Source organism: Polynucleobacter sp. GWA2_45_21 (assembly GCF_001830325.1).
In the GTDB taxonomy this organism is placed as follows: domain Bacteria; phylum Pseudomonadota; class Gammaproteobacteria; order Burkholderiales; family Burkholderiaceae; genus Polynucleobacter.
In genome coordinates this window covers 596,086-617,482 of record NZ_MHZG01000001.1, presented here as the reverse complement: position 1 = coordinate 617,482, position 21,397 = coordinate 596,086, and the positions used below count along the sequence as shown (strand labels likewise).

General features: G+C 46.0%; 27 protein-coding genes. 21 read left to right on the top strand and 6 right to left on the bottom strand.

Annotation, left to right across the window (positions count from 1 at the left end):
- The first annotated feature begins 43 nt into the window (after positions 1-43).
- From A2X74_RS03115 to A2X74_RS03085, 7 genes are read left to right on the top strand one after another with little or no spacing between them, the layout of a single operon-like run.
- Positions 44-1,138, top strand: a complete 1,095-nt coding sequence (locus tag A2X74_RS03115; RefSeq protein ID WP_293628161.1) for a VanZ family protein — start codon at positions 44-46, stop codon at positions 1,136-1,138.
- Between the two features lie 12 nt (positions 1,139-1,150).
- Complete coding sequence (locus A2X74_RS03110) at positions 1,151-1,459, top strand: ferredoxin (protein WP_114654088.1); 309 nt, start codon at positions 1,151-1,153, stop codon at positions 1,457-1,459.
- Positions 1,460-1,482: 23 nt separating this feature from the next.
- On the top strand, positions 1,483-2,199 hold the full coding sequence (locus A2X74_RS03105; RefSeq protein ID WP_293628163.1) for an alpha/beta hydrolase: 717 nt from the start codon (positions 1,483-1,485) through the stop codon (positions 2,197-2,199).
- A 28-nt stretch (positions 2,200-2,227) separates the two neighbouring features.
- A complete protein-coding gene (locus A2X74_RS03100; protein WP_114654086.1) occupies positions 2,228-2,497 on the top strand; it encodes a DUF493 family protein in 270 nt (89 codons plus the stop codon).
- A 9-nt stretch (positions 2,498-2,506) separates the two neighbouring features.
- The gene (gene lipB, locus A2X74_RS03095) at positions 2,507-3,151 is read left to right on the top strand and encodes a lipoyl(octanoyl) transferase LipB (protein WP_293628165.1); all 645 of its coding nucleotides are present in this window, start codon (positions 2,507-2,509) and stop codon (positions 3,149-3,151) included.
- Positions 3,148-4,161 carry a lipoyl synthase gene (gene lipA, locus A2X74_RS03090; RefSeq protein ID WP_293628166.1) on the top strand — a complete coding sequence of 338 codons (1,014 nt, stop codon included), beginning with the start codon at positions 3,148-3,150 and terminating at the stop codon, positions 4,159-4,161. The genes lipB and lipA overlap by 4 nt, the downstream gene beginning before the upstream one ends.
- Positions 4,124-4,741 (top strand): hypothetical protein, encoded by a 618-nt coding sequence (locus A2X74_RS03085; RefSeq protein ID WP_293628167.1) that lies wholly within the window; start codon positions 4,124-4,126, stop codon positions 4,739-4,741. Before lipA ends, A2X74_RS03085 begins: the two co-directional genes overlap by 38 nt.
- A gap of 25 nt (positions 4,742-4,766) precedes the next feature.
- On the opposite strand, the gene A2X74_RS03080 is transcribed toward A2X74_RS03085, so the two are convergent.
- On the bottom strand, positions 4,767-5,021 hold the full coding sequence (locus A2X74_RS03080) for an accessory factor UbiK family protein (protein ID WP_293628169.1): 255 nt from the start codon (positions 5,019-5,021) through the stop codon (positions 4,767-4,769).
- A 262-nt stretch (positions 5,022-5,283) separates the two neighbouring features.
- On the opposite strand from A2X74_RS03080, the gene A2X74_RS03075 reads away from it, so the two are divergent.
- The 8 genes from A2X74_RS03075 (at position 5,284) to ptsP (ending at position 12,755) form a co-directional block, all read left to right on the top strand.
- On the top strand, positions 5,284-6,126 hold the full coding sequence (locus A2X74_RS03075) for a TorF family putative porin (RefSeq protein ID WP_293628171.1): 843 nt from the start codon (positions 5,284-5,286) through the stop codon (positions 6,124-6,126).
- Positions 6,127-6,151: 25 nt separating this feature from the next.
- The gene (locus A2X74_RS03070; protein ID WP_011903792.1) at positions 6,152-6,490 is read left to right on the top strand and encodes a P-II family nitrogen regulator; all 339 of its coding nucleotides are present in this window, start codon (positions 6,152-6,154) and stop codon (positions 6,488-6,490) included.
- A gap of 25 nt (positions 6,491-6,515) precedes the next feature.
- Positions 6,516-7,901: an ammonium transporter gene (amt, locus tag A2X74_RS03065; protein WP_293628173.1), complete on the top strand. Its 1,386-nt coding sequence runs from the start codon at positions 6,516-6,518 to the stop codon at positions 7,899-7,901.
- A gap of 119 nt (positions 7,902-8,020) precedes the next feature.
- On the top strand, positions 8,021-9,319 hold the full coding sequence (gene gshA / locus A2X74_RS03060) for a glutamate--cysteine ligase (protein ID WP_293628175.1): 1,299 nt from the start codon (positions 8,021-8,023) through the stop codon (positions 9,317-9,319).
- Between the two features lie 25 nt (positions 9,320-9,344).
- Positions 9,345-10,286: a glutathione synthase gene (gshB, locus tag A2X74_RS03055; RefSeq protein WP_293628177.1), complete on the top strand. Its 942-nt coding sequence runs from the start codon at positions 9,345-9,347 to the stop codon at positions 10,284-10,286.
- Positions 10,287-10,288: 2 nt separating this feature from the next.
- Positions 10,289-10,723, top strand: coding sequence for a PTS fructose transporter subunit IIA (locus A2X74_RS03050; RefSeq protein WP_293628179.1), 435 nt, complete (start codon positions 10,289-10,291; stop codon positions 10,721-10,723).
- 8 nt (positions 10,724-10,731) lie between these two features.
- Positions 10,732-11,001: an HPr family phosphocarrier protein gene (locus tag A2X74_RS03045; protein WP_015422104.1), complete on the top strand. Its 270-nt coding sequence runs from the start codon at positions 10,732-10,734 to the stop codon at positions 10,999-11,001.
- A gap of 2 nt (positions 11,002-11,003) precedes the next feature.
- A complete protein-coding gene (gene ptsP / locus A2X74_RS03040; RefSeq protein ID WP_293628182.1) occupies positions 11,004-12,755 on the top strand; it encodes a phosphoenolpyruvate--protein phosphotransferase in 1,752 nt (583 codons plus the stop codon).
- A 4-nt stretch (positions 12,756-12,759) separates the two neighbouring features.
- On the opposite strand, the gene moeB is transcribed toward ptsP, so the two are convergent.
- The 3 genes from moeB to gpmA are packed head-to-tail and all read right to left on the bottom strand — an operon-like array spanning position 12,760 to position 15,672.
- On the bottom strand, positions 12,760-13,512 hold the full coding sequence (moeB, locus tag A2X74_RS03035) for a molybdopterin-synthase adenylyltransferase MoeB (RefSeq protein ID WP_293628184.1): 753 nt from the start codon (positions 13,510-13,512) through the stop codon (positions 12,760-12,762).
- A 22-nt stretch (positions 13,513-13,534) separates the two neighbouring features.
- Positions 13,535-14,968, bottom strand: a complete 1,434-nt coding sequence (locus tag A2X74_RS03030; RefSeq protein ID WP_293628186.1) for a S41 family peptidase — start codon at positions 14,966-14,968, stop codon at positions 13,535-13,537.
- Positions 14,969-14,982: 14 nt separating this feature from the next.
- Positions 14,983-15,672, bottom strand: a complete 690-nt coding sequence (gpmA, locus tag A2X74_RS03025) for a 2,3-diphosphoglycerate-dependent phosphoglycerate mutase (protein ID WP_293628188.1) — start codon at positions 15,670-15,672, stop codon at positions 14,983-14,985.
- Positions 15,673-15,694: 22 nt separating this feature from the next.
- On the opposite strand from gpmA, the gene A2X74_RS03020 reads away from it, so the two are divergent.
- Genes A2X74_RS03020 through A2X74_RS03005 form a run of 4 tightly spaced genes read left to right on the top strand, consistent with a single transcriptional unit; the run spans position 15,695 to position 17,973 of the window.
- Positions 15,695-16,108 (top strand): rhodanese-like domain-containing protein, encoded by a 414-nt coding sequence (locus A2X74_RS03020; protein WP_293628190.1) that lies wholly within the window; start codon positions 15,695-15,697, stop codon positions 16,106-16,108.
- Positions 16,109-16,125: 17 nt separating this feature from the next.
- Positions 16,126-16,380: a glutaredoxin 3 gene (gene grxC, locus A2X74_RS03015; RefSeq protein ID WP_215386910.1), complete on the top strand. Its 255-nt coding sequence runs from the start codon at positions 16,126-16,128 to the stop codon at positions 16,378-16,380.
- A gap of 22 nt (positions 16,381-16,402) precedes the next feature.
- Positions 16,403-16,924, top strand: coding sequence for a protein-export chaperone SecB (gene secB / locus A2X74_RS03010; protein WP_293628193.1), 522 nt, complete (start codon positions 16,403-16,405; stop codon positions 16,922-16,924).
- A gap of 26 nt (positions 16,925-16,950) precedes the next feature.
- Positions 16,951-17,973: an NAD(P)H-dependent glycerol-3-phosphate dehydrogenase gene (locus A2X74_RS03005; RefSeq protein WP_293628195.1), complete on the top strand. Its 1,023-nt coding sequence runs from the start codon at positions 16,951-16,953 to the stop codon at positions 17,971-17,973.
- A gap of 5 nt (positions 17,974-17,978) precedes the next feature.
- On the opposite strand, the gene trmL is transcribed toward A2X74_RS03005, so the two are convergent.
- Positions 17,979-18,449, bottom strand: coding sequence for a tRNA (uridine(34)/cytosine(34)/5-carboxymethylaminomethyluridine(34)-2'-O)-methyltransferase TrmL (trmL, locus tag A2X74_RS03000; RefSeq protein ID WP_293628197.1), 471 nt, complete (start codon positions 18,447-18,449; stop codon positions 17,979-17,981).
- Positions 18,442-19,071 carry a phosphoribosyltransferase family protein gene (locus tag A2X74_RS02995; protein ID WP_299764361.1) on the bottom strand — a complete coding sequence of 210 codons (630 nt, stop codon included), beginning with the start codon at positions 19,069-19,071 and terminating at the stop codon, positions 18,442-18,444. Before A2X74_RS02995 ends, trmL begins: the two co-directional genes overlap by 8 nt.
- 155 nt (positions 19,072-19,226) lie before the next feature.
- On the opposite strand from A2X74_RS02995, the gene A2X74_RS02990 reads away from it, so the two are divergent.
- Together A2X74_RS02990 and coxB are read left to right on the top strand one after the other, a co-directional pair.
- A complete protein-coding gene (locus A2X74_RS02990) occupies positions 19,227-20,030 on the top strand; it encodes a methyltransferase domain-containing protein (RefSeq protein WP_293628201.1) in 804 nt (267 codons plus the stop codon).
- 180 nt (positions 20,031-20,210) lie between these two features.
- Positions 20,211-21,368, top strand: coding sequence for a cytochrome c oxidase subunit II (coxB, locus tag A2X74_RS02985; RefSeq protein WP_293628203.1), 1,158 nt, complete (start codon positions 20,211-20,213; stop codon positions 21,366-21,368).
- Positions 21,369-21,397: the final 29 nt, after the last annotated feature.

Sequence of the window (21,397 nt, the reverse complement as noted above, 5' to 3'; positions counted from 1 at the left end):
CCTATTGTAGAAAGATATGGCCCAGCTGACCTAGAATAAGGGAATGCATCACGAAGATCAGCGTCCTCGCAAGTTTGTTTGGCCTCTCCAGGCGATGCCTTTAGCTAGGGCTATTAGCTTGAGCTACGCACTTTTAATCCTTTACGTCAGCCTCAACCCTTTTGATTTCCACCTGGACAATGGTATTGCAGCATTAGCGTGGTTGGATGCCCCTTTGCCTCGCTTTATCACGCTCTTTGATGTCTCGGTCAATATATTGGCCTATATCCCTCTAGGGTTTATCTTGGTTTTTGCCTGTTACCCACGTTGGCGTAATTTTGTTGCCTTAGGCATTGCTTTGGGTTTGAGTGCGGTATTAGCGTTGAGTGTGGAATCCTTGCAAACTTGGCTCCCTACTCGGATACCGAGTCAAATGGATTGGTGGGCTAATGTGTTGGGCGCTCTGTTAGGTGGCTTGCTAGCTATACCCTTGGGCCCCCAGTGGCTTTCTGGTAGCGTGGTGCGCCGTCGTTTTGACCAATGGTTTGGTTTGAACTGGGCTGCTTGCGCCCTGTTTCTACTTTTTCCTTGGACCCAGATCTACCCTCAGAGTTCTTGGTTGGGTACAGGGGTGTGGGGGCATGCGATTTTTGCCTCGGTTGACTGGGGAACCATGGTGATAAACCATGTTGTACAGGAGTCCATCATTACAGCGGTCTGCTGGCTAGGTACCGGGCTTTTACTATCGCTAGGGATGCGCGCAAAAGCCCCCCAGTGGAAAATCTTGAATGGCCTACTCTGCTTCACCGTTCTAGTAAAAATTGCCTTTACGACATTGCAATTCGGGGCGGTATTTAGCTTGGTGTGGCTCACGGCTGGAGCTATCTGGGGGATGCTGCTGGGAAGTCTATTGCTGAGATGGGCTCTCAGGTTATCTGTAAGCAATAAAGCTTGGCTTGCGATCACTTGCTTGCTGAGTGCCACCCTGGCAATTAATCTTTTGCCAGACAATCCTTATTTCATTTTGACATTACGGCAGTGGTACCAGGGTCGGCTATTACACTTTAACGAATTAATGCAATGGGTTTCAGTAGTATGGTTGCCATTGGCTTTATTTTGGGCACTCCGAAATCGGACCACCTTTAATTCAAAAACTTGATTGAGAGTATGTATGAGCTTTAAACACCATGTCTTTTTCTGTCTAAATCAGCGTAAGAATGGCGAAGATTGTTGCGATCGCCATAACGCGTTTGCCTTATTTGAGTATGCAAAAAATCGCGTGAAAGAATTGGGTTTATCTGGCCCAGGAAAAATCCGCATTAACAAGGCGGGGTGTTTAGATCGCTGCGCTGATGGACCGGTAGCAGTAATTTATCCAGAGGGTATTTGGTACACATTTGTTGATACTGAAGACATCGAAGAAATTATTCAGTCACACTTGGTGCAAGGGCGCCCGGTAGAGCGATTGCAATTAGCTTAAAAAGATTTCAGAAAGCGTTTCTCATGAATAGCCGTACAAAAATCATTCATATTGATGGTGTTGTGGGTCAAATCGAAATGTCGATTGATCTGCCAGATGAATTAAAAACTAATCCAGATTTTTTGGTAAGGGGTTTAGCTTTAGTTGCCCATCCTCATCCGTTAATGGGTGGAACGATGGATAACAAAGTTGCACAAACTATGGCGCGTGCCTTTAATCAACTGGGTTACGTCAGCGTCCGTCCGAATTTTCGAGGTGTAGGAGCCACTGCTGGTGTGCATGATGACGGCGTTGGTGAGATGGAAGATCTGCTTCATGTCACTGATTGGATGCGCACTCCCTCAAGCTGGAATCAATTTGAGGCTAGCTCACAACAAGCGTGGACTCAGACTGCAAATACTTTACCTTTAGTCGTTTCGGGTTTCTCATTTGGAAGTTTTGTTGGGACGCATTTAGTACAACGCTTGTCAGAACTTGGGCGCCCAGCTGAGCGGCTCGTCATGGTGGGTAGTGCAGCAGGCAAGTGGGTCTTGGCGCCCGTGCCTGCGGATACGATTTTGATTCATGGCGAAGTGGATGAAACTATTCCCTTGATCGATGTCTTAGATTGGGCGCGCCCTCAAGAGCTAACAGTTCAGGTGGTTCCGGGCGCAGATCATTTTTTCCACCGACGTCTACATTGCATACGCAACATCATCACTGGTGCTTGGTTAGGTATGCCAGATCATCGCAATCAATAAACTACAAAGTAAATAAGGAAGATAAAGCATGACTGAGGATAGAAAATCTCTTATCGAGTACCCATCTGAGTTTCCAATTAAGGTAATGGGCAAGACCAACCCAGAATACCTGCCAGCAATTTTGCACATTGCTCGTCAATTTGACCCTACGCTTGACGAGAGCAAGGTTGAACAGCGACCTTCTAAAGATGGAAATTATCTGGGAATTACTTTGCCGATCACTGCAACTAGCCGTGAGCAATTAGATGAGCTGTATCGCACTTTATCCACGCATCCTTTGGTCAGTGTTGTCCTCTAAATTATTTGCATGAGTTTTTTAGTAAAACATTTAGGGGTCGCTGACTACGAGTCAACCTATCAAGCGATGCGAGATTTCACGCAGCAGCGAGATGGCGAAACCCCAGATGAAATTTGGATTCTGGAGCATCCGCCAGTATTTACTTTAGGTTTGGCGGGCGATGCTAGCAACCTCCATTCCCCTAGCAATCAAATTCCCTTAGTGCAGGTCGATCGCGGAGGTGAGATTACTTATCACGGCCCTGGCCAAATAGTGGTGTATCTACTGCTCGACCTCAGGCGCTTAGGAATTTTTGTAAAAGAGCTTGTCTCCCGAATTGAGCAGGCTTTAATTGATACTCTGGCAGATTTTGGTATTCAAGCGGAAAGAAATGCTGGTGCGCCTGGTATTTATATTGCTCAAGACGGTCCAGTTCCATTGGAGTATCGGGGTGCAAAGATTGCTGCTTTAGGCCTTAAAGTCTCAAAAGGATGCTCCTATCATGGGCTTGCCCTGAATGTATCGACTGATTTAGAGGCTTTTTCCCGTATTCACCCATGTGGTTATGAGGGCTTAAGGACGGTGGATATGCAAACCCTTGGGATCAAGGACAATATAGGCATTATTAGCCAAACCCTTTTAGGGCATTTGCAAAAGCAACTGACTTCATCATGACCACCAATAAGCCGGACCTCGATACCGCTACTACTAATAGTCGCCAAGACCTAAATTACGATGCTTCGCGTAAGCAAAAGTCGAATGAGAAAACTGCACGTATTCCAATCAAGATCGTGCCCTTAGAGGAAGTGCTTAAGAAGCCAGATTGGATTCGTGTAAAAGCTGCTTCCGGAAACTCTCGCTTTAATGAGATCAAAAAAATATTGCGTGAGAATGAGTTGGTCACGGTTTGTGAAGAGGCAAGTTGTCCCAATATTGGTGAGTGCTTTGGAAAAGGCACTGCTACCTTCATGATCATGGGTGATAAATGTACGCGTCGTTGCCCATTTTGCGATGTGGGTCATGGTAGACCAGATCCACTGGATACCAAGGAGCCTGGTAATTTAGCGCGTACGATCGCTGCTCTGAAATTAAATTATGTGGTGATTACGAGCGTCGATCGCGATGATTTGCGTGATGGTGGCGCCATGCATTATGTGGACTGTATTTCTCAATCACGAGATCTCTCTCCAAATACCCGTATTGAAGTCTTGGTCCCAGATTTTCGTGGTCGTTTAGATAAAGCGTTGGATATTTTTTCTGAGCATGCGCCTCAAGGCCTACCTGATGTGATGAATCACAATTTAGAAACAGTTCCGCGCTTATACAAAGAGGCTCGACCTGGAGCTGACTACGCACATTCTTTAAAGTTACTGAAAGATTTCAAAGAGCGCTTTCCACATATTCCAACCAAGAGCGGTTTAATGGTTGGCTTGGGGGAAACTGACGAGGAGATATTAGAAGTCATGCGTGACATGCGTGAGCACAATATTGATATGCTGACTATTGGTCAGTACCTAGCTCCTTCAGGACATCACCTGCCAGTTCGTCGCTATGTGCACCCTGACGTCTTTAAGCATTTCGAGGAAGAGGCCTATGCCATGGGCTTCTCACATGCCGCCGTGGGCGCAATGGTGCGCTCTAGTTACCATGCTGATCAACAAGCGCATAGCGCAGGTCTTGTCTAAACGTATGCTCCAAAAGTTTGGTGTAGTTCTAGCACTTGCATTGCTACTTTCTGCTTGTAGTCCCAAGCTAGATTGGCGGACTGTGCAGTCTCCGCAAGATGGCTATAGCGCTTTATTTCCAGGTAAGCCTGAAAAGATTCAGCGAAAAATCTCTTATCAAAATCAAGAGATTCCTCAAACTTTAGAAGCTGTAAAAATTGAGGATGATATTTATTCAGTGAGCACAATTCACCTGACCAAAGATCAGTCCGCCCTAGCACCTAAATTGTTGGATCAATTGCAAGGCAACTTATTGAATCGTGCAAATGTCAGTTTGGAGAGTGCGCTGAGTGTTGATGCTCTTTATCAGACTGCCAATAAACAGCGTGTTGCTACTAAGGATTACTTCTTAGAATTTAAATCTACTGGTGCAGTAGAGCAGTCAATGCGTGTGCGTTGGATTACCAGAGTTGGTCCAGATAATGGAACTTGGATTTATCAAATCTCCGTTTTGCATACAGCTCCAGCAAGGGTGGCTGCAAAACGGTTTTTCTCTGAAGAGGTTTACTCCAACTTCTTCGATGAGTTCCGCCCGGAATAGTTTCTAGGCGAAACCGTAATTCTGGTTAAGGCTTTTCTAAAGCAGCTACCTTAGCTTCAAGAGCTTCTAGTTTTTCTCTGGTCTTTGCTAATACCTTCGATTGCAAATCAAACTCTTCACGAGTCACTAGGTCCATTTTCTGGAAGCCCTGATTCATCATGGCGCGCACATTCTTTTCAATCTCTTGTGCAGGTGAGTTACGAATAGCATCCCCAACCTTGTTTTGCATATCGCTAGCAATGCGCTGAATTTGTTCTAGGATTTCGCCTGTTTTTTGCATAATGCCGACCGCCGTTCTATTGAGAGTTGCATAAAAGACACACCGGTCATTTTATGTTGTTGAGTCAAAAACAGCTGAAACCAGTCAAAAATGCTGCAGTTGCACCAAAATGAACCAAATTGGTGCAAATAAGTGCACTAAAGCTGGGCATAAGCCTTATTTAGGGGAATTGCACCAAATTGAAAGGGGGCGGGAGATTCATGATCACTCCATGCAATAAAGCATTTATCCCTTTTTCATTACACACAGCAAGGAGCAACACATGAAAACTATTCAAAAGACAGCCATCGCTCTAGCAGCATCTGGCCTATTTGCTACAGCAGCATTTGCTGCCGATACCCCAACTAATCCTGAAGATGCAGGCAATCCGATCTCTGCAAACGTGACTATCACTAACGACTATCGCTATCGTGGTATTACGCAATCCAACTATCAGCCAGCCATTCAAGGCGGCTTCGACTATGCCCATGAGAGTGGTTTCTATATTGGTAACTGGAATAGCACCATCAGCTGGGTTGGAAACACTACAAGCGGTAATGTATCAGCACCAATCGAGATGGATTTTTATGGCGGTTTTAAGAAAGAATTGATTGCCCCAGGATTCGCATCTGACTTTGGTGTACTCCAGTACTACTATCCAAGTAAGGGTCAGTATTCTGCAATGCTAAATCCAAACAGTACTGAGCTTTACGCTGCTCAGAACTTCACTTTAGGACCTTTAACTGGTTTTGTGAAACTCTCATATGCAGTAACAACACTCTTCGGTATTCCAAATAGTGCAGGCTCTATGTACCCAGATTTAACAGTGAACTATGACACAGGATTTTGGGGTTTAACGGCTAATGCGCACGTAGGTTATCAGTATGTTGCGGGTCAACCAGCATCTACTGGTGGCATAAATCAGACTGAAAATAACATTAGTTATACAGACTGGAAGCTTGGTGTAACCAAAGATTTTGGTAGTGGCCTAGCTCTTTCAGCCTCTTATGTGGCGACTAATGCTAATCCAGTTTGGTGGAATACATACAGCGGTAGTCCGCTAGGTACGCCAAATAGTGCAGCCGGTCGTGGCGGCGCAGTTGTTGCCCTCACAAAAACTTTCTAATTCTTTCCTCTGAACGGAGAAACGTATGAAATTAATTACCGCAATCATCAAGCCCTTCAAGCTTGACGAAGTGCGCGAAGCTCTCTCGGAAGTGGGAGTTTCGGGCATCACCGTCACTGAGGTAAAAGGCTTTGGTCGTCAAAAAGGTCACACCGAGTTGTATCGCGGTGCAGAGTATGTAGTCGACTTTTTGCCAAAAGTAAAAATTGAAGCTGCTGTTGAAGATGGCATCTTGGAGCGAGCGATTGAAGCAATTGAAAAATCTGCTCGTACTGGAAAGATTGGCGATGGCAAGATTTTTGTCTCACCAGTTGAACACGTCATTCGCATTCGTACCGGTGAAACCGGTGCGTCAGCACTTTAAAGAGGGGTTCAAAATGTTTGCTCGAATGAAACAACTTCTTGCTGGAACCGCTGTAGCCTTGGCTATTGGCGTATCTGGCGCAATGGTAACTTCAGTCGCTTATGCGGCTCCTGATGAGCCTGTAGCGGCTGCTGCTGCCAGTGTTGCTGGTGTGGCTAGTACCGTGGCAGCTACTGTTGATAAGGCTGATACAGCTTGGATGATGCTCAGTACCATCTTGGTTATTTTGATGGTGTTGCCAGGCTTAGCGCTTTTCTATGGCGGCTTAGTCAGAAGCAAAAATATGTTGTCAGTCTTAATGCAAGTAATGACAGTATTTTCTTTAATGGTTGTACTGTGGGTTGTCTATGGCTACTCATTAGCATTTGGTGCAGAAGGTTTGATTATTGGTGACTTTAGTAAAGTGTTCTTGTCCGGCGTTACAACTGCCTCACAAGCCGATACTTTCACACCAACATCAAAGATTCCAGAATTTATCTTTATCGCATTCCAGGCAACATTTGCTGGCATCACTGCATGCTTGATCGTAGGTTCATTTGCTGAGCGCGTGAAGTTTGCTGCTGTGTTGCTCTTTTGCGCAATATGGTTAACTTTCTGCTACCTCCCGATTGCACATATGGTTTGGGGTGCTGGTGGTTACTTGCTTGGTAAGGGTGCGCTTGATTTTGCTGGCGGTACAGTTGTACACATTAATGCTGGTATTGCTGGCCTAGTAGGTGCATACATGATTGGCAAGCGCTTGGGTTATGGCAAAGATGCAATGACTCCTCATAGCTTAACTCTCACTATGGTTGGTGCTGCATTATTGTGGGTAGGTTGGTTTGGATTTAATGCAGGCTCAAACCTAGAGGCTAATGAAGGTGCTGCACTGCCATTCATTAACACCTTGCTTGCACCTGCTGCTGCAGTATTGGCATGGAACTTGGGCGAAACTTTGTTCAAAGGTAAAGCCTCAATGTTGGGCGCTGCTTCTGGTGCGGTAGCTGGTTTGGTTGGTATTACTCCAGCGTGCGGTACTGTCGGCCCAATGGGTGCAATTGCTATCGGCTTTATCTCTGGTCTAGTTTGCTTATGGGCGGTGAGTGGTCTGAAAAGAATGCTTGGCGCAGATGACACTCTCGACGTATTTGGTATCCATGGTGTTGGCGGTATCGTTGGAGCGATCTTGACTGGTGTATTTACTGCGCCTAGTTTGGGTGGCACTGGCGGAGCTGCTCCTGCTGACTTCTCAATTTTTAGTCAGACCATTATTCAGGCTGAAGGCGTCATCATCACTATTATCTGGTGTGCAGTAGTTTCAGTGATTGCATACAAAGTGGTGGATATGGTGGTTGGCCTACGTGTTCCTGAAGATCAAGAGCGTGAAGGTTTGGATGTCACTTCTCATGGCGAAACAGCGTATTCAAACTAATTGACTTAATTAGGGGGTTGAATGACCCCCTAGAGGTAAATATCGGTCAATTTAGTGGGTAAAGAGGGCGGTATCTTCGGATGCCGCCCTTTGTGTTTTAAAAATCTTACAATAGTGTCATGGTCCCACATCTCATCACTGCCCTTAGCGGCCCTCTTCTCGATCTCGAGTCGAAGGTATTGGAAGCAACCCCAACGATTGAGCGCTGGTTCAGGCTTGAATGGCAGGAGCACACTCCGCCGTTCTACTGCTCAGTTGATTTGCGTAATGCAGGTTTTAAGCTTGCGCCAGTTGATACGAATCTTTTCCCGGGTGGGTTTAATAACCTCTCGCCCCAGATGTTGCCCTTGGCAGTTCAGGCAGCTATGGCAGCCATTGAGAAAATTTGCCCGGAAGCAAAAAATTTACTACTAATACCTGAGCGGCACACTCGCAATACTTTCTATTTGCAGAATATTGCACGTCTGTCTTCGATCTTGCGCCAAGCCGGTCTGAATGTTCGCTTAGGTACTTTGTCTGATGAGATTAAAAAACCAACTTGGATTGATTTGCCTGATGGTAATCGTCTCTTGATGGAGCCTTTGTCTCGCCTAGGTTTGAAGAAGCAGCGTTTAGGTTTAAAAGACTTTGATCCCTGTTCAATTTTGCTGAACAACGATTTATCAGCGGGTATTCCTCCGATCCTAGAAAACCTCCACGAGCAATATCTCTTGCCAGGCCTGCATGCCGGTTGGCATGTCCGCCGTAAGTCAAATCACTTTACAGCTTACGATGAAGTCGCTAAGAAATTTGCAAAGGTAGTTGATATTGATCCTTGGATGATTAATCCTTACTTTGCTAGTTGCTCTAATGTGAACTTCCATGAGCGTAAGGGCGAAGAAGAGTTGCAGGCTGCTGTTGAGAAGGTGCTCAAGAAAACTGCGAAGAAATATCGAGAGTACGGCATTAAAGAAAAGCCTTACGTCGTAGTGAAGGCTGATGCTGGTACATACGGTATGGGTGTCATGGTAGTAAACGATCCTGCGCAACTCAAGGGTCTGAATCGCAAAGACCGCAATAAGATGAGTGTTGTTAAAGAAGGCCTTGAAGTCAGCGATGTCTTAATTCAGGAGGGTGTATATACCTTCGAAAAGGTCAATGAAGCAGTTGCAGAGCCAGTGGTGTACATGATTGACCGCTATGTGATTGGCGGCTTCTATCGTGTGCATACTGATCGTGGTCCAGACGAGAATCTAAACGCACCTGGCATGCATTTTGTACCTTTGGCGTTCGAGCAAAACTCTATGCCAGACCTAGGTGCCAAGCCTGGTAGTGCGCCGCCAAATCGTTTTTATCTTTATGGTGTTGTCGCTCGCTTAGCTTTGTTATCCGCCTCTTTAGAGTTAGAGCGCTCTGATCCTAATGCTGAAGCTGCTTAACTTTATTTGAATGCTCGGACATAAGATGAACTTTCTTTTCATTGCCGATCCTTTGGAGTCATTTAAGGTTAGCAAAGATTCCACTTTGGCAATGATGCGCGTTGCGCAAGAAGCGGGTCATCAACTTTGGTTTTGCGAAAGCCGCAATATTCTCTGGAGAGATGACTTTGTAGTAGCGGATTGTCAGTCGCTCACCATTAAGCCAAGTGGCACAGCATGGTTTGAGTTGGGCTCCATTGAGGGCCGCCCATTAAATACTTTTAACGCAGTCATGATGCGTACTGACCCGCCATTTGATATCGAGTATCTCAATACCACTTGGTTGTTATCTGCTGCGGTTCGTCAAGGTGCAAAAGTATTTAATAATCCAACAGCTATTCGAGATCACTCTGAAAAGATATCCATCACAGAGTTTCCAGAGCTCATCCCGCCAACTTTAGTAACGCGTGAGCTGAGTGCGATTGAAGTATTTCACCAAGAGCATCAAGATATTGTCATTAAGCCCCTAGATGGTATGGGTGGTATGGGCGTGTTTCGTGTAGGGCCAGACGGTTTAAATCTCGCCAGTATTGTCGAGACTCTAGGTGAGAATGGCGCACGTACATTGATGGTGCAAAGATTCTTACCTGAGATAGCTCAAGGCGATAAACGTGTGCTGCTCATCGGTGGCGAGGTAGTGCCATTTGCACTAGCCCGCATTCCGCAGGGGAGTGAGATCAGAGGTAACTTAGCTGCTGGCGGCAAAGGGGTCGCTATGCCATTAACGGATGCTGAGAGGAAGGTTGCAGAGCGCCTTGCCCCTATTTTGAATGCCCGGGGCTTGTTCTTGGTAGGATTAGATTTAATTGGCGCTTATGTCACAGAAATTAATGTGACTAGCCCAACCTGTTTTGTAGAGATTACTGAGCAAAGCAGATTTGATGTTCCGAAATTTTGGTTAACAGCGCTTGAAAAGGCATTGGCATAAAAATGGTTGGAATCGTAATTGTTGCTCACACCCCAGTCGCAAGTGCGATGCTCGGTTTTGCTGAGCATGCGTTTGGTGTGGTGCCGGAGAGAGTTAGGGCGGTTGATATTCCGCCCTATGAAGATACAAAGGCTAGTTTCGATCGACTGTTGAAAGCGGCATATGGCGTCAATACAGGTCAGGGCGTTTTAATACTGACGGATGTAATGGGCGCGACCCCAGCTAATGTGGCATCTAAGCTTGAAGCTCTGGGACCGTTATCTGGTTTGAATGCACCTGTGATTGTCTTGGCCGGATTAAATCTACCCATGCTGATGCGTTGTATTTCTCATCGTGGTGAAGGTCTCGAAGAGCTTGCTCATAAGGCACTTCTGGGTGGTCAAAATGGAATTTTGCGTTTGGGTACCAAAACACCGCAAGTCACTACGGAGAAATAGGACTCAATATGCCTGTTGCTGAAATCGAAATCATTAACAAGTTGGGCTTGCATGCCCGGGCATCTGCGAAGTTATCCCAGCTTGCCGCAGAGTTTCCTTGTGAAATTTTCTTATCTCGTAATGGTCGTCAAATCAATGCGAAGAGCATTATGGGTGTCATGATGCTGGCCGCTGGAATTGGCAGCACAGTCACTCTGGAGACAGTTGGTGAAAAAGAAGATGAGGCAATGCAGGCCTTAACAGCATTAATTAACGATCGATTTGGTGAGGGCGAATAAGGATGACCTTTGCTTTGCACGGAATTGCAGTATCTAAAGGCATTGCTATTGGCAAAGCCGTACTGATATCACGTGCAGCATTAGAGGTTAGCCATTACCTGATTGAAGCTGGCAAAGAAGAGGCTGAAGCCAAAAAGTTATTAGACGCTTTTGAGCAGGTACGCCTTGAGTTGGCGCAATTGCGTCAAGGATTGCCTAAAGATGCGCCACAAGAAATGGCCGCATTCTTAGATGTGCACGGCATGATTCTGGCAGACCCAGCTCTAGCTGAGAAGCCGATTAAATTAATTCGTACGCAAAGGTTGAATGCCGCTTGGGCCTTAACAACCGAGCTCAATGATCTTTTGGAGCAATTTGCAGAGATTGAGGATGCGTACTTAAAAGAGCGTGCCAACGATATTCGACAGGTAGCTGAGAGAGTATTAAAGGCACTGCATGCGCAGAAAAAAGATGGTTTAGGCGATTCTGATTTGTTGTCGCCTAGTGATGTTGGAGTAGATGCCATTATTGTGGCGCACGACATTGCCCCCCATGACATGCTGCGTTTTAAAGAGCATGCTTTTACAGGCTTTGTCACAGATCTTGGTGGTAAAACCTCTCATACCGCTATTGTTGCGCGCAGTATGGAGATTCCAGCAGTAGTCGGTGTGCGACATGCCAGTGAAATGATTCGTCATGGCGATTGGTTGATATTGGATGGGGAGCATGGGGTTGTCGTTGTTGCTCCCGATGAACAACTTCTTGCTGAGTATCGAAAGCTACAGGCGCAAGCCTTAAAAGAGGCCCGCAAACTAAAGCAGTTAAAGCATGCCAAGACAGAAACAGCTGATCGCGTTCAGATTGAATTATTTGCCAATATTGAGTTGCCTGAGGATGCTATTCAGGCAGTGAAGTTGGGTGCTGTAGGTGTGGGCTTATTCCGCTCTGAATTTCTATTTATGGATCGCAAGCAGGCCCTCCCCGATGAAGAGCAGCAGTATCAAGAATATCGTCGCGTAGTCGATTTAATGCATGGCTTGCCTGTCAATATTAGAACTATTGACGTTGGTGCTGATAAGGCCTTGGGCGGTGGAGGTGATGTTTCTCAAACGGGTGCATCACCACTGGGATTGCGTGCGATTCGCTGGTCTCTGACTGAGCCGGAAATCTTTTTAACGCAACTCAGAGCTATCTTGCGCGCATCAGCCCATGGCCAGGCGCGCATTATGATCCCGATGTTGGCTCATGTTAAAGAGATTGACGAAACATTTAGATTGATTGAAAAAGCAAAGCAGCAACTACACCAACGCGGCAAGGCATTTAACCCCAACATTCAAGTTGGTGCCATGATTGAAATTCCTGCGGCTGCTTTGATGCTGCCCTTATTTATTAATCGATTCGATTTTCTTTCTATTGGCACGAATGACTTAATTCAGTACACCTTGGCAATCGATCGCGCAGATCATGCAGTTGCACATTTATATGATCCCCTGCATCCTGCTATTTTGAATTTGCTATCAAGCATCATTGATCAAGCTAAGCGCGCGGATGTGCCGGTTGCCGTTTGTGGAGAGATGGCTGGAGACCCTACATTAACAAAGTTATTGCTTGCACTCGGCCTGACAGATTTCTCAATGCACTTTAGTCAACTGTTATTGGTGAAGCGCGAGATCTTAAAGGCAAATGTAGGCCTATTAAAAGCCCGCGTTCCTAGAGTTCTGCGTGCCTACGAGCCCGAGGAGCAGGCTAAAGCATTGGAGCGCTTGCTCTCTTAATTCCCTAATGTTGGGATCCGCAAACCTTGCATGCGGGGTTTCGAGAAATACGAATCTCATCAATCTGAGTGTTGAGTGCATTCCAAAGCAGCATTCTTCCCACCAAAGGCTGACCAAAGCCAATTAATACCTGGAGTGCTTGGGCTGCTTGCATCGCGCCAATAATGCCCACTAGAGGTGAAAAGATGCCCATGCTGGCACAGCTGACCTCCTCAAACTGTTCTTCTGGAGAAAAAAGACAGGCGTAACAAGGGGAGGTGGCGTTACGAAAGTCAAAGACGCTTAATTGACCGTCAAATTTGAGTGCAGATCCAGATACAAGAGGCACCTTTTGGTGAAAGCAGGCTGCATTGATGAGCTGACGAGTAGCAAAGTTATCCGTGCAATCTAGAACAAGATGCACCGTTGGCAAGACTTGTTTTAATAAATCCTCCGTTGCCTTCTCTGCAATTGTATTAATCGTGAGAGTCGGATTAATACTTTGCAAAAATTGTTTACCGGACTCCACTTTACTTTTGCCAATGGAGTTCTGGCTATGCATGATTTGTCGCTGCAAATTAGTAAGCTCAACTTTGTCATGATCAACCAGTGTTATTTTTCCGACACCAGCCGCGGCTAGATAAGGCGCAGCAGCGCTTCCAAGTCCGCCAGCGCCAATGATGAGGATGTGTGAGCCAAGAAGTGTTTCTTGGCCAGCAACATCAATTTCTTCTAATAGTAAATGTCGCGAGTAGCGAAGTAGCTGCTCATCATTCATGTGTATACCCCATTGCTAGAACTTACTCTAGCTTAGAGGCCGAGCGTTTTACTGGCTCACCATTGATAAACGCAACTGCCTGAGAAAGCATGAAGTCATCTGCAGTACCAAGTTCGATAGGCTTCTTAGACTTTTCTTTTTCTTTCTCTTCAGGAGTCTTCTTGGCATTTTTTTCTTCAATGCGTTGTAACTCTTCGAGACGACGTTTTTCACGATCAGCAACGAGTTTTTCTTCTGAAGATTGCTTATTGCGTAAATGTTTCTCGCTGTCGATCTCGCGAGTAATCAGCACATCATCGGGATCGCCATCTTTATTTTGATCAACTGCGATGTCGGGCTTAATGCCGTAAGCTTGAATCGATTTACCACTTGGTGTGTAGTAATAGGCTGTGGTAATTTTTAATGCGGAATCATTAGTCAGTGGGCGTACGGTCTGAACGGAGCCTTTACCGAAGGTGGTTTTACCAATAATAGTTGCGCGTTTGTAATCCTGTAATGCGCCAGCCACAATTTCAGAGGCAGAAGCAGAGTAGGCATTGACTAAAACTACCATTGGTAATTTTTTATACATCTCAGGCACACCAGCCAAAGGATCGCCAGGCTCACTCAGGCGATACATTGCTGGCGTTGCATTGAACACCTGCTTTGAATCGGCTGTCTGACCTTTAGTGGAGACGATCACGGCATCTGCCGGCAAGAAGGCCGCTGCAACACCAACTGCACCTTGCAACAAGCCACCACCATTATTTCTGAGGTCAAGAATGATGCCCTTCATCTTAGGGTCTTGAGCGGCAAGGTCGCTTAATTTTTTTGCTAGATCAGGAACGGTACGCTCTTGAAAGCTTGTGACTCTTACCCAGGCAATGTCGTTATCTAAAATTTTGGCTTTAACAGATTGCACTTTAATTTCAGCACGAGTAATAGTTACTGGAAAGCTGCGCTCTTCACTTTTGCGAAAGACCGTCAAAGTAATTTTTGTGCCCGGCGTACCACGCATGGTGCGTACCGCTTTATCTAGAGACATGCCACGAACGGGTTTGTCATCTAAGCGTGTAATGAGATCCCCGGCTTGTAAGCCAGCGCGTGCAGCAGGACTATCTTCAATGGGGTTGAGTACTTTTACAACGCCATCTTCTGAAGTGATTTCAATACCAAGGCCAGCGAACTTGCCGCTAGTTTGTTCTTGCATCTCAGAAAAATCTTTTTTATCAAGATAGGTGGAGTGCGGATCAAGACTGCTCACCATGCCCTTGACTGCATCAGTTAGTAACTGCTTGTCTTCAATTGGCTCAACATACTCACGTTTGATTTGCGCAAACACATTTGATAGTGTGCGCAGTTCATCTAAAGGTAGTGTCGTGCCTTGCTGGGCAGTGGCAGAGAGTTGGATGGTGGCTGCAACCCCGGCGATGAGGCCAACAGAGACTAGGGCAAAGTTCTTGAAAAATACGCGCATGCTTATGTTTTACCTTAATCCAAATAAAAATGCTGAATGGGTTTGAGATTGTCATCGAGCTCATAAACAAGCGGGATACCATTGGGAACATTGATTTCCATGATGTCTTCGTCAGAAACCTGATCGAGATACTTAATCAAAGAGCGGATGCTATTGCCATGTGCAACGATTAATACGCGCTTACCTGCTTTGAGGGCGGGAGCGATAGATTCATTCCAAAGGGGCAATACACGCTCGACGTTATCTTTAAGGCACTCGCCCAAAGGAATGTCAGAAGCATTGAGTTTTTCGTAACGTCGATCATTCTGCGGATTACGTTCGTCACCCTTTTCTAGGAGTGGTGGGCGCACATCGTAGGAGCGTCGCCAAATATGAACTTGGGCATCTCCGTACTGCTGGGCAGTTTCAGCTTTATTAAGACCAGTGAGGGCGCCATAGTGACGTTCGTTTAGTCTCCAGCTATGGACTACGGGTAACCACATGAGGTCCATGGTGTCCTGAACATGCCACAGGGTACGAATCGCTCTTCTCAGTACCGAGGTGTAAGCTAAATCAAACTCGTAGCCTGCTTGGCGGAGATTTTCTCCTGCAGCTAGGGCCTGTTCCGTGCCTTTTGGGGTTAAGTCAACGTCCGCCCAGCCAGTGAAGCGGTTTTCAAGGTTCCAGGCGGATTCGCCATGACGAATAAGGACAAGTTGTTTCATAGAGCCATTCTATAATCCGGTGATGAACTTTCTCACGCAAATTGATAATCTAGCGCTTATCGCCCTCTTGTTTGTTTCGGGCGCAGCGCTCTTCCTCCCCACATTATCTACGCTTATTAGCGGAAAAGGCTTATCGCCTTCGGAGGCAACTATTTGGATTAATCGCCGAAAAGCGGCTGTTTTGGACTTGCGTCCAGAATCGGACTTTAAAGCGGGTCATCTGCCTGGGTCTAAGCATATCTTGGCCGACCGAATCTCTACTGGACTCGACAAGCTCAAACTGGATCGTAAGAATCCGGTCATTCTGGTATGCCAATCCGGTGTGAGTGCCCGCAAAGCGCTTCCAGAGCTCAAGAAACTGGGATTTTCTGAAGTTGCGGTTTTGGACGGCGGCGTTCAGGGTTGGCAAGCTGCAGCCCTCCCATTAATCAAATAATTTAGCGGGTTTTAGATATGCCACCAGTCATGATGTACAGCACCCAGGTTTGTCCTTACTGCGTTATGGCAGAGAAGCTTTTGCAGAAAAAGGGTGTTACCAATCTAGAGAAGATCTTGATTGATCGTGATCCTGCGCAGCGCGAAATCATGATGACTCGGACAGGCCGTCGTACAGTGCCGCAAATTTATATCGGTGAAACCCATGTTGGTGGTTATGACGATCTAGTCGCCTTAGATCGTGCCGGCCAACTTGATCCACTATTAGCTTAAAAATTTACTCAGAAAGTTTTCCATGACTGATCAAACTACTTCCGCTCCAGACGCAGCTGAAAATTCAAAAGAGCCTGGTTTTCGTATTCAACGTATTTACCTCAAAGACTTGTCTTTAGAGCAGCCACACGCCCCACAAATTTTATTGGTCGCAGCTGAGCCTCAAGTAGAGGTTGAGGTGGATGTTGCCGTTACTCGTTTGGGTGATGAGATTTTTGAGGTTGCTTTAATTGCGACAGTAACCGCCAAAGTAGAAAGCAAAGTGCTGTTTTTGGTTGAAGCAAAGCAAGCTGGTATTTTTGAATTTAGCAATATTCCTCCAGAGCAGATTGATCCCATGTTAGGTATTGCATGTCCAACAATTTTGTATCCTTACTTGCGCTCAAATATTGCTGATACCATCAGCCGCGCTGGTTTCCAGCCAATACATTTGAATGAGATTAACTTCCACGGTATGTACGAACATCGCCTGATGCAGGCTGCACAAGCTGCCGCAACGGAAGGTGGCTCTACCGATGAAAGCAAAATCATTCTTCCTCACTAAGCTGAATTAGTTAAAGCTCACAGATCATGAAAGTGACGCTGCTTGGAGCTGGTTCATGGGGCACTGCTATGGCCGCGCAAGCTGCGCGCCATCTTCAGTCAGGCGACGTGTGTTTGTGGTCGAGAAGTGCCGAGCAGTTAAGAGATATTCAAAAGTCGGGCGAGAATGCAGATTATTTGCCTGGCGTTATCTTGCCTAAGGGCTTGCAATTAGAGGAGAGTTTTGAGCGGGCTATCGAACGCCTTTCTGAAAATGATCTTTTGGTCATTGCGACTCCAATGTCAGGGTTGTCAGAAACGGTAGCGCAGGTATTGCGCCTCGCAAAGCATCCGCTAAATATCGTTTGGTTGTGCAAAGGTTTAGAGCCCAGTACTACTTTGTTGCCACACCAGGTAGTAGCGCGTGAAGATCAGTTACATAGTCATGGTCTTCAGCATTCTTACGGCGCTTTATCCGGACCTAGTTTTGCGCAAGAAGTTGGCAATGGAATGCCCTGTGCATTAACCATTGCTAGTAAATCAAACGCCTTATGCGACATTGTTCAAGGCGCATTTCATCACGGCAATATGCGTATCTATGCGAGCGACGATTTAGTTGGTGTTGAGCTGGGCGGCGCAATTAAAAACGTTCTTGCAATTGCAGCTGGTATTGGCGATGGTTTAGATCTTGGCTTAAATGCGCGTGCTGCAGTATTAACTCGTGGCCTTGCAGAAATGATGCGTCTAGTGAAGGCTGCTGGCGGTCGACCAGAGACCTGTATGGGATTGACTGGTGTTGGCGATTTGATTTTGACTGCTACTGGTGATCTTTCACGCAATCGTCGAGTTGGTTTGGCGCTTGCTGCAGGAAAACCTCTACCTGAAATTTTGGGTAACTTAGGACATGTTGCTGAGGGCGTACTGTGCGCCTCTGCAGTCGGAAATCTGGCGACTCGCTTGGGTGTAGAGATGCCAATCACCGCCATGATGGGGGAGGTCTTGTCTGGAAAGCTCTCACCGCATGAAGCAGTAAAAAAACTGATGGGGCGCGACCCCAAGGTTGAAGTTTAAGTTTCTTAATTTCCGCCAAGCAATCCGTTTTGGCGCCATGCTTCATACACCACAATCGCTACCGTATTTGAGAGATTCAAGCTGCGACTACTATCTTGCATCGCTAAGCGCATTTGATTGGGCGTCGGGATTGAGCTTCTCACTTCGTCATTAATGCCTTTGGTTTCTGAGCCAAAAATAAAATAGTCATTTGGCAAATAGTTGCCATCATGAAACTTCCCAGATCCTTTGGTAGTCAGAGCAAACATTCTCTCGGGCTGAGGTTTTTCATCAATCAGAAATTGCGCCCAGTTTTTATGAACTTTTACTTTAGCGAACTCATGATAGTCCAGCCCTGCTCTGCGAAGTTTGGCATCTTCCATGGGAAAACCAAGCGGCTCGATGAGGTGTAACTTTGCGCCCGTGTTTGCACACAGGCGAATGATGTTGCCTGTATTGGGCGGAATTTCTGGTTCGAATAAAACAATGTTAAACATACTCAGATCTTTGTGATGGACGAAGTGTTCTTAGTAAAACCCAATTAATAACACGAGATGCCCCATTGTCCTTCAATATGCGCGCGATTTCATTTAAGGTTGCTCCGCTAGTCATCACGTCATCAAACACAATGACAGAAGCAGACTCTAGTTGTCCCTGGTACTGCGGGTTGATATAAAACATATCTTGAATGGCGATTTGACGACCAGCACGATTCCCTTGAGCCTGATGCTGCGCGCTGTGATGGCGCTTCAAGATATGTGGGTTTTTACGAATGCGTTTATCGCAACTAATCCGTCTAGCTAACTCCCAACTTTGATTAAAGCCTCGGGCACAGAGTTTTTCTTGGCTCAGCGGTACCGGAAGAAGATAGTCTGCTTGGGTTGTTATGAGCCTCTTTGCAAGCAGGGCATTCCATGTGGATGCCAAGCCATGTGCATATGCCAGTCGACGCTGATATTTCAGTTGATGCAATGCTGATTGCAGTTTGCCATCATATCGATCTAAGCAGTAAGTTGCATCAAAGTAGGGTGGGTTGGTACAACACTCTCGGCATGTGTTTTCTTTTAGCTCATCCACTTGAAGAGTAAGGCCGCATTGCTGGCAGCATTCGTAATTCAATAGTTGTTCTGATTCCAATATGGTGGAGCAATTTTTGCAGAGAGTGAGTTGCTGAAATCTGCCACAAATAATGCAAGCGCTGGGTAGAAGGTGAGAACAGACTGCTTGGAAAATATTCTCTATTGGATGCATGGGCTGCTGAGTATACTGAGCCAATGACCCAATCAATCAGATGGCTTCAGGATGAAATTGCAGCCCGCATGCTGCAAAAATTAGACATCGTGAAGTTGGAGGTAAAAGATGTATTGTTGATTCCAGATTTCCCTGGAGCGCATGCCCCTTTTCTGACAAAACGTTTTCCTGGAATTCGTTTTCATAGTGCGCCAGAAAGTGAGCTATCAGGTTTCGATTTATATAAATTGAGACTGACTCGTTTTTGGAATTCCAAAATGAAATCTACTGCTGTAGTTTCTCTAGAGGACTATATGAAAACGGGAAGTATTAATCTTCCTAGCAATTCTGTAGATTTAGTAGTGAGTGTTCTATTGATTCAGAATTTGGCCGACCCTAAGCATTTCTTGAAGGAGTGCTGGCGAGTGCTTAAAGAAGGTGGCTTACTGACCTTGAGTTATTTAGGTCCCGATACCGCTAAAGAACTCAGGTCTGAATCCTTGGCTCAACAATTGCCAATTCGGAACTTGCCTAGCCCCTGGGATATGCACGACATGGGAGATGCTCTCTTGGGCGAGCGTTTTTCTGATCCTGTAATGGATATGGAGTTTTTAAAGCTGGATTACGACTCAGATGCACTGCTGCTATCAGATGCCAAGGCATTAAATCTGCTCGCTGTAGAAGATAAAAATGATGCTCAATTCACTCAATTGCCCAGCAAACTCACCTTAGAGGTGGTCTATGGACATGCTTGGGCTTTAGGTAAAAACCTTGCTAAACCACAAGATCATGTTGCCTATATTGATCCAAATCAAATCGGACGCAAGACTAGCAGTGATTCTGCTTAAGTGTGAGTGCTTACTATCTTTTAAACCATTGCCAAGATTGAGGCTGACATGGTTTACCCCGTTTGTTGTTGAGTCTAAATAACCCTATAATTAGCGCTAGTTGAATTGCTTGATACCGTTTTTTTGGGCTTTCTGAGGCTGTATTGCCGCAGAAGTTCACGACAATAAACAGAGAATAAGATGAATTTATTTGGAAAAGTCACTAGGGCTTCGCTCTATTTAGTAGCAGCCTTTGGCACGGCGCTTGCGCAAGCCGCTGAAGATATGCCAGGCGGCCCAGCCGTCAATCAGCTGAACTTCACTGCCCCTGCAACAAAAATCATGCAAGAAATCCATTGGTTGCATTGGATGATGTTGATTATTTGCGCTCTCATTTTTGTGGGCGTTTTTGGGGTGATGTTCTATTCCATCCTCAAGCATCGCAAATCATTGGGTGCAAAATCTGCCTCATTCCACGAAAGCACCACTGTTGAGATCATCTGGACAGTGATTCCATTGCTAATTGTGATCGGCATGGCTTTGCCAGCAACAAAAACAGTTGTTGCAATGAAAGACACCACGAATTCAGATATCACCATTAAGACCACTGGTTACCAGTGGAAGTGGGGTTACGACTACATCAAAGGTGAAGGTGAAGGCATTAGCTTCTTATCTACGATGTCTACTTCACGCGAGGCGATCAATAATTTAGAGCCTAAATCCAACACCTACTTGATGGAAGTAGATAACGAAATGGTTGTACCTGTTGGTAAAAAGATTCGTCTGATTACTACAGCTAATGACGTGATTCACTCTTGGACTATCCCTGCATTTGGCGTAAAGCAAGATGCGATTCCTGGCTTTGTACGTGACACTTGGTTCCGTGCAGAGACCATTGGTAAATTCCGCGGTCAATGTTCAGAGTTGTGTGGTGCTGAGCATGCCTTTATGCCTATCGTAGTCAATGTAGTTTCACAAGATGACTACACCAAGTGGGTAGCAGAGAAGAAAAAAGAAATGGGTGCAGCTTCTGATGATCCATCAAAGGTTTACACCCTGGATGAGCAAAAAGAACGTGGCGCCAAGGTATATGCAGCCAATTGCGCAGCATGCCACCAGCCAAACGGAAAAGGCGCTGGCGCTTTCCCGGCCTTGGATGGAAGCAAGATGGTGCTTGGACCTAAAGCGGCCCAGTACAACATTCTCATCAACGGCAAGGGAGCGATGCCAAAGTGGGCTGGCGTAATTTCTGATGGCGATATTGCTGCAGTAATGACTTATACCCGCAATGCATGGGGCAATAAAACGGGTGAGGTTATTCAGACCCAAGATATTGTCTCTGCACGCGCAGGCAAGTAATTTATTTATTAATACAGATCAAACTAAAC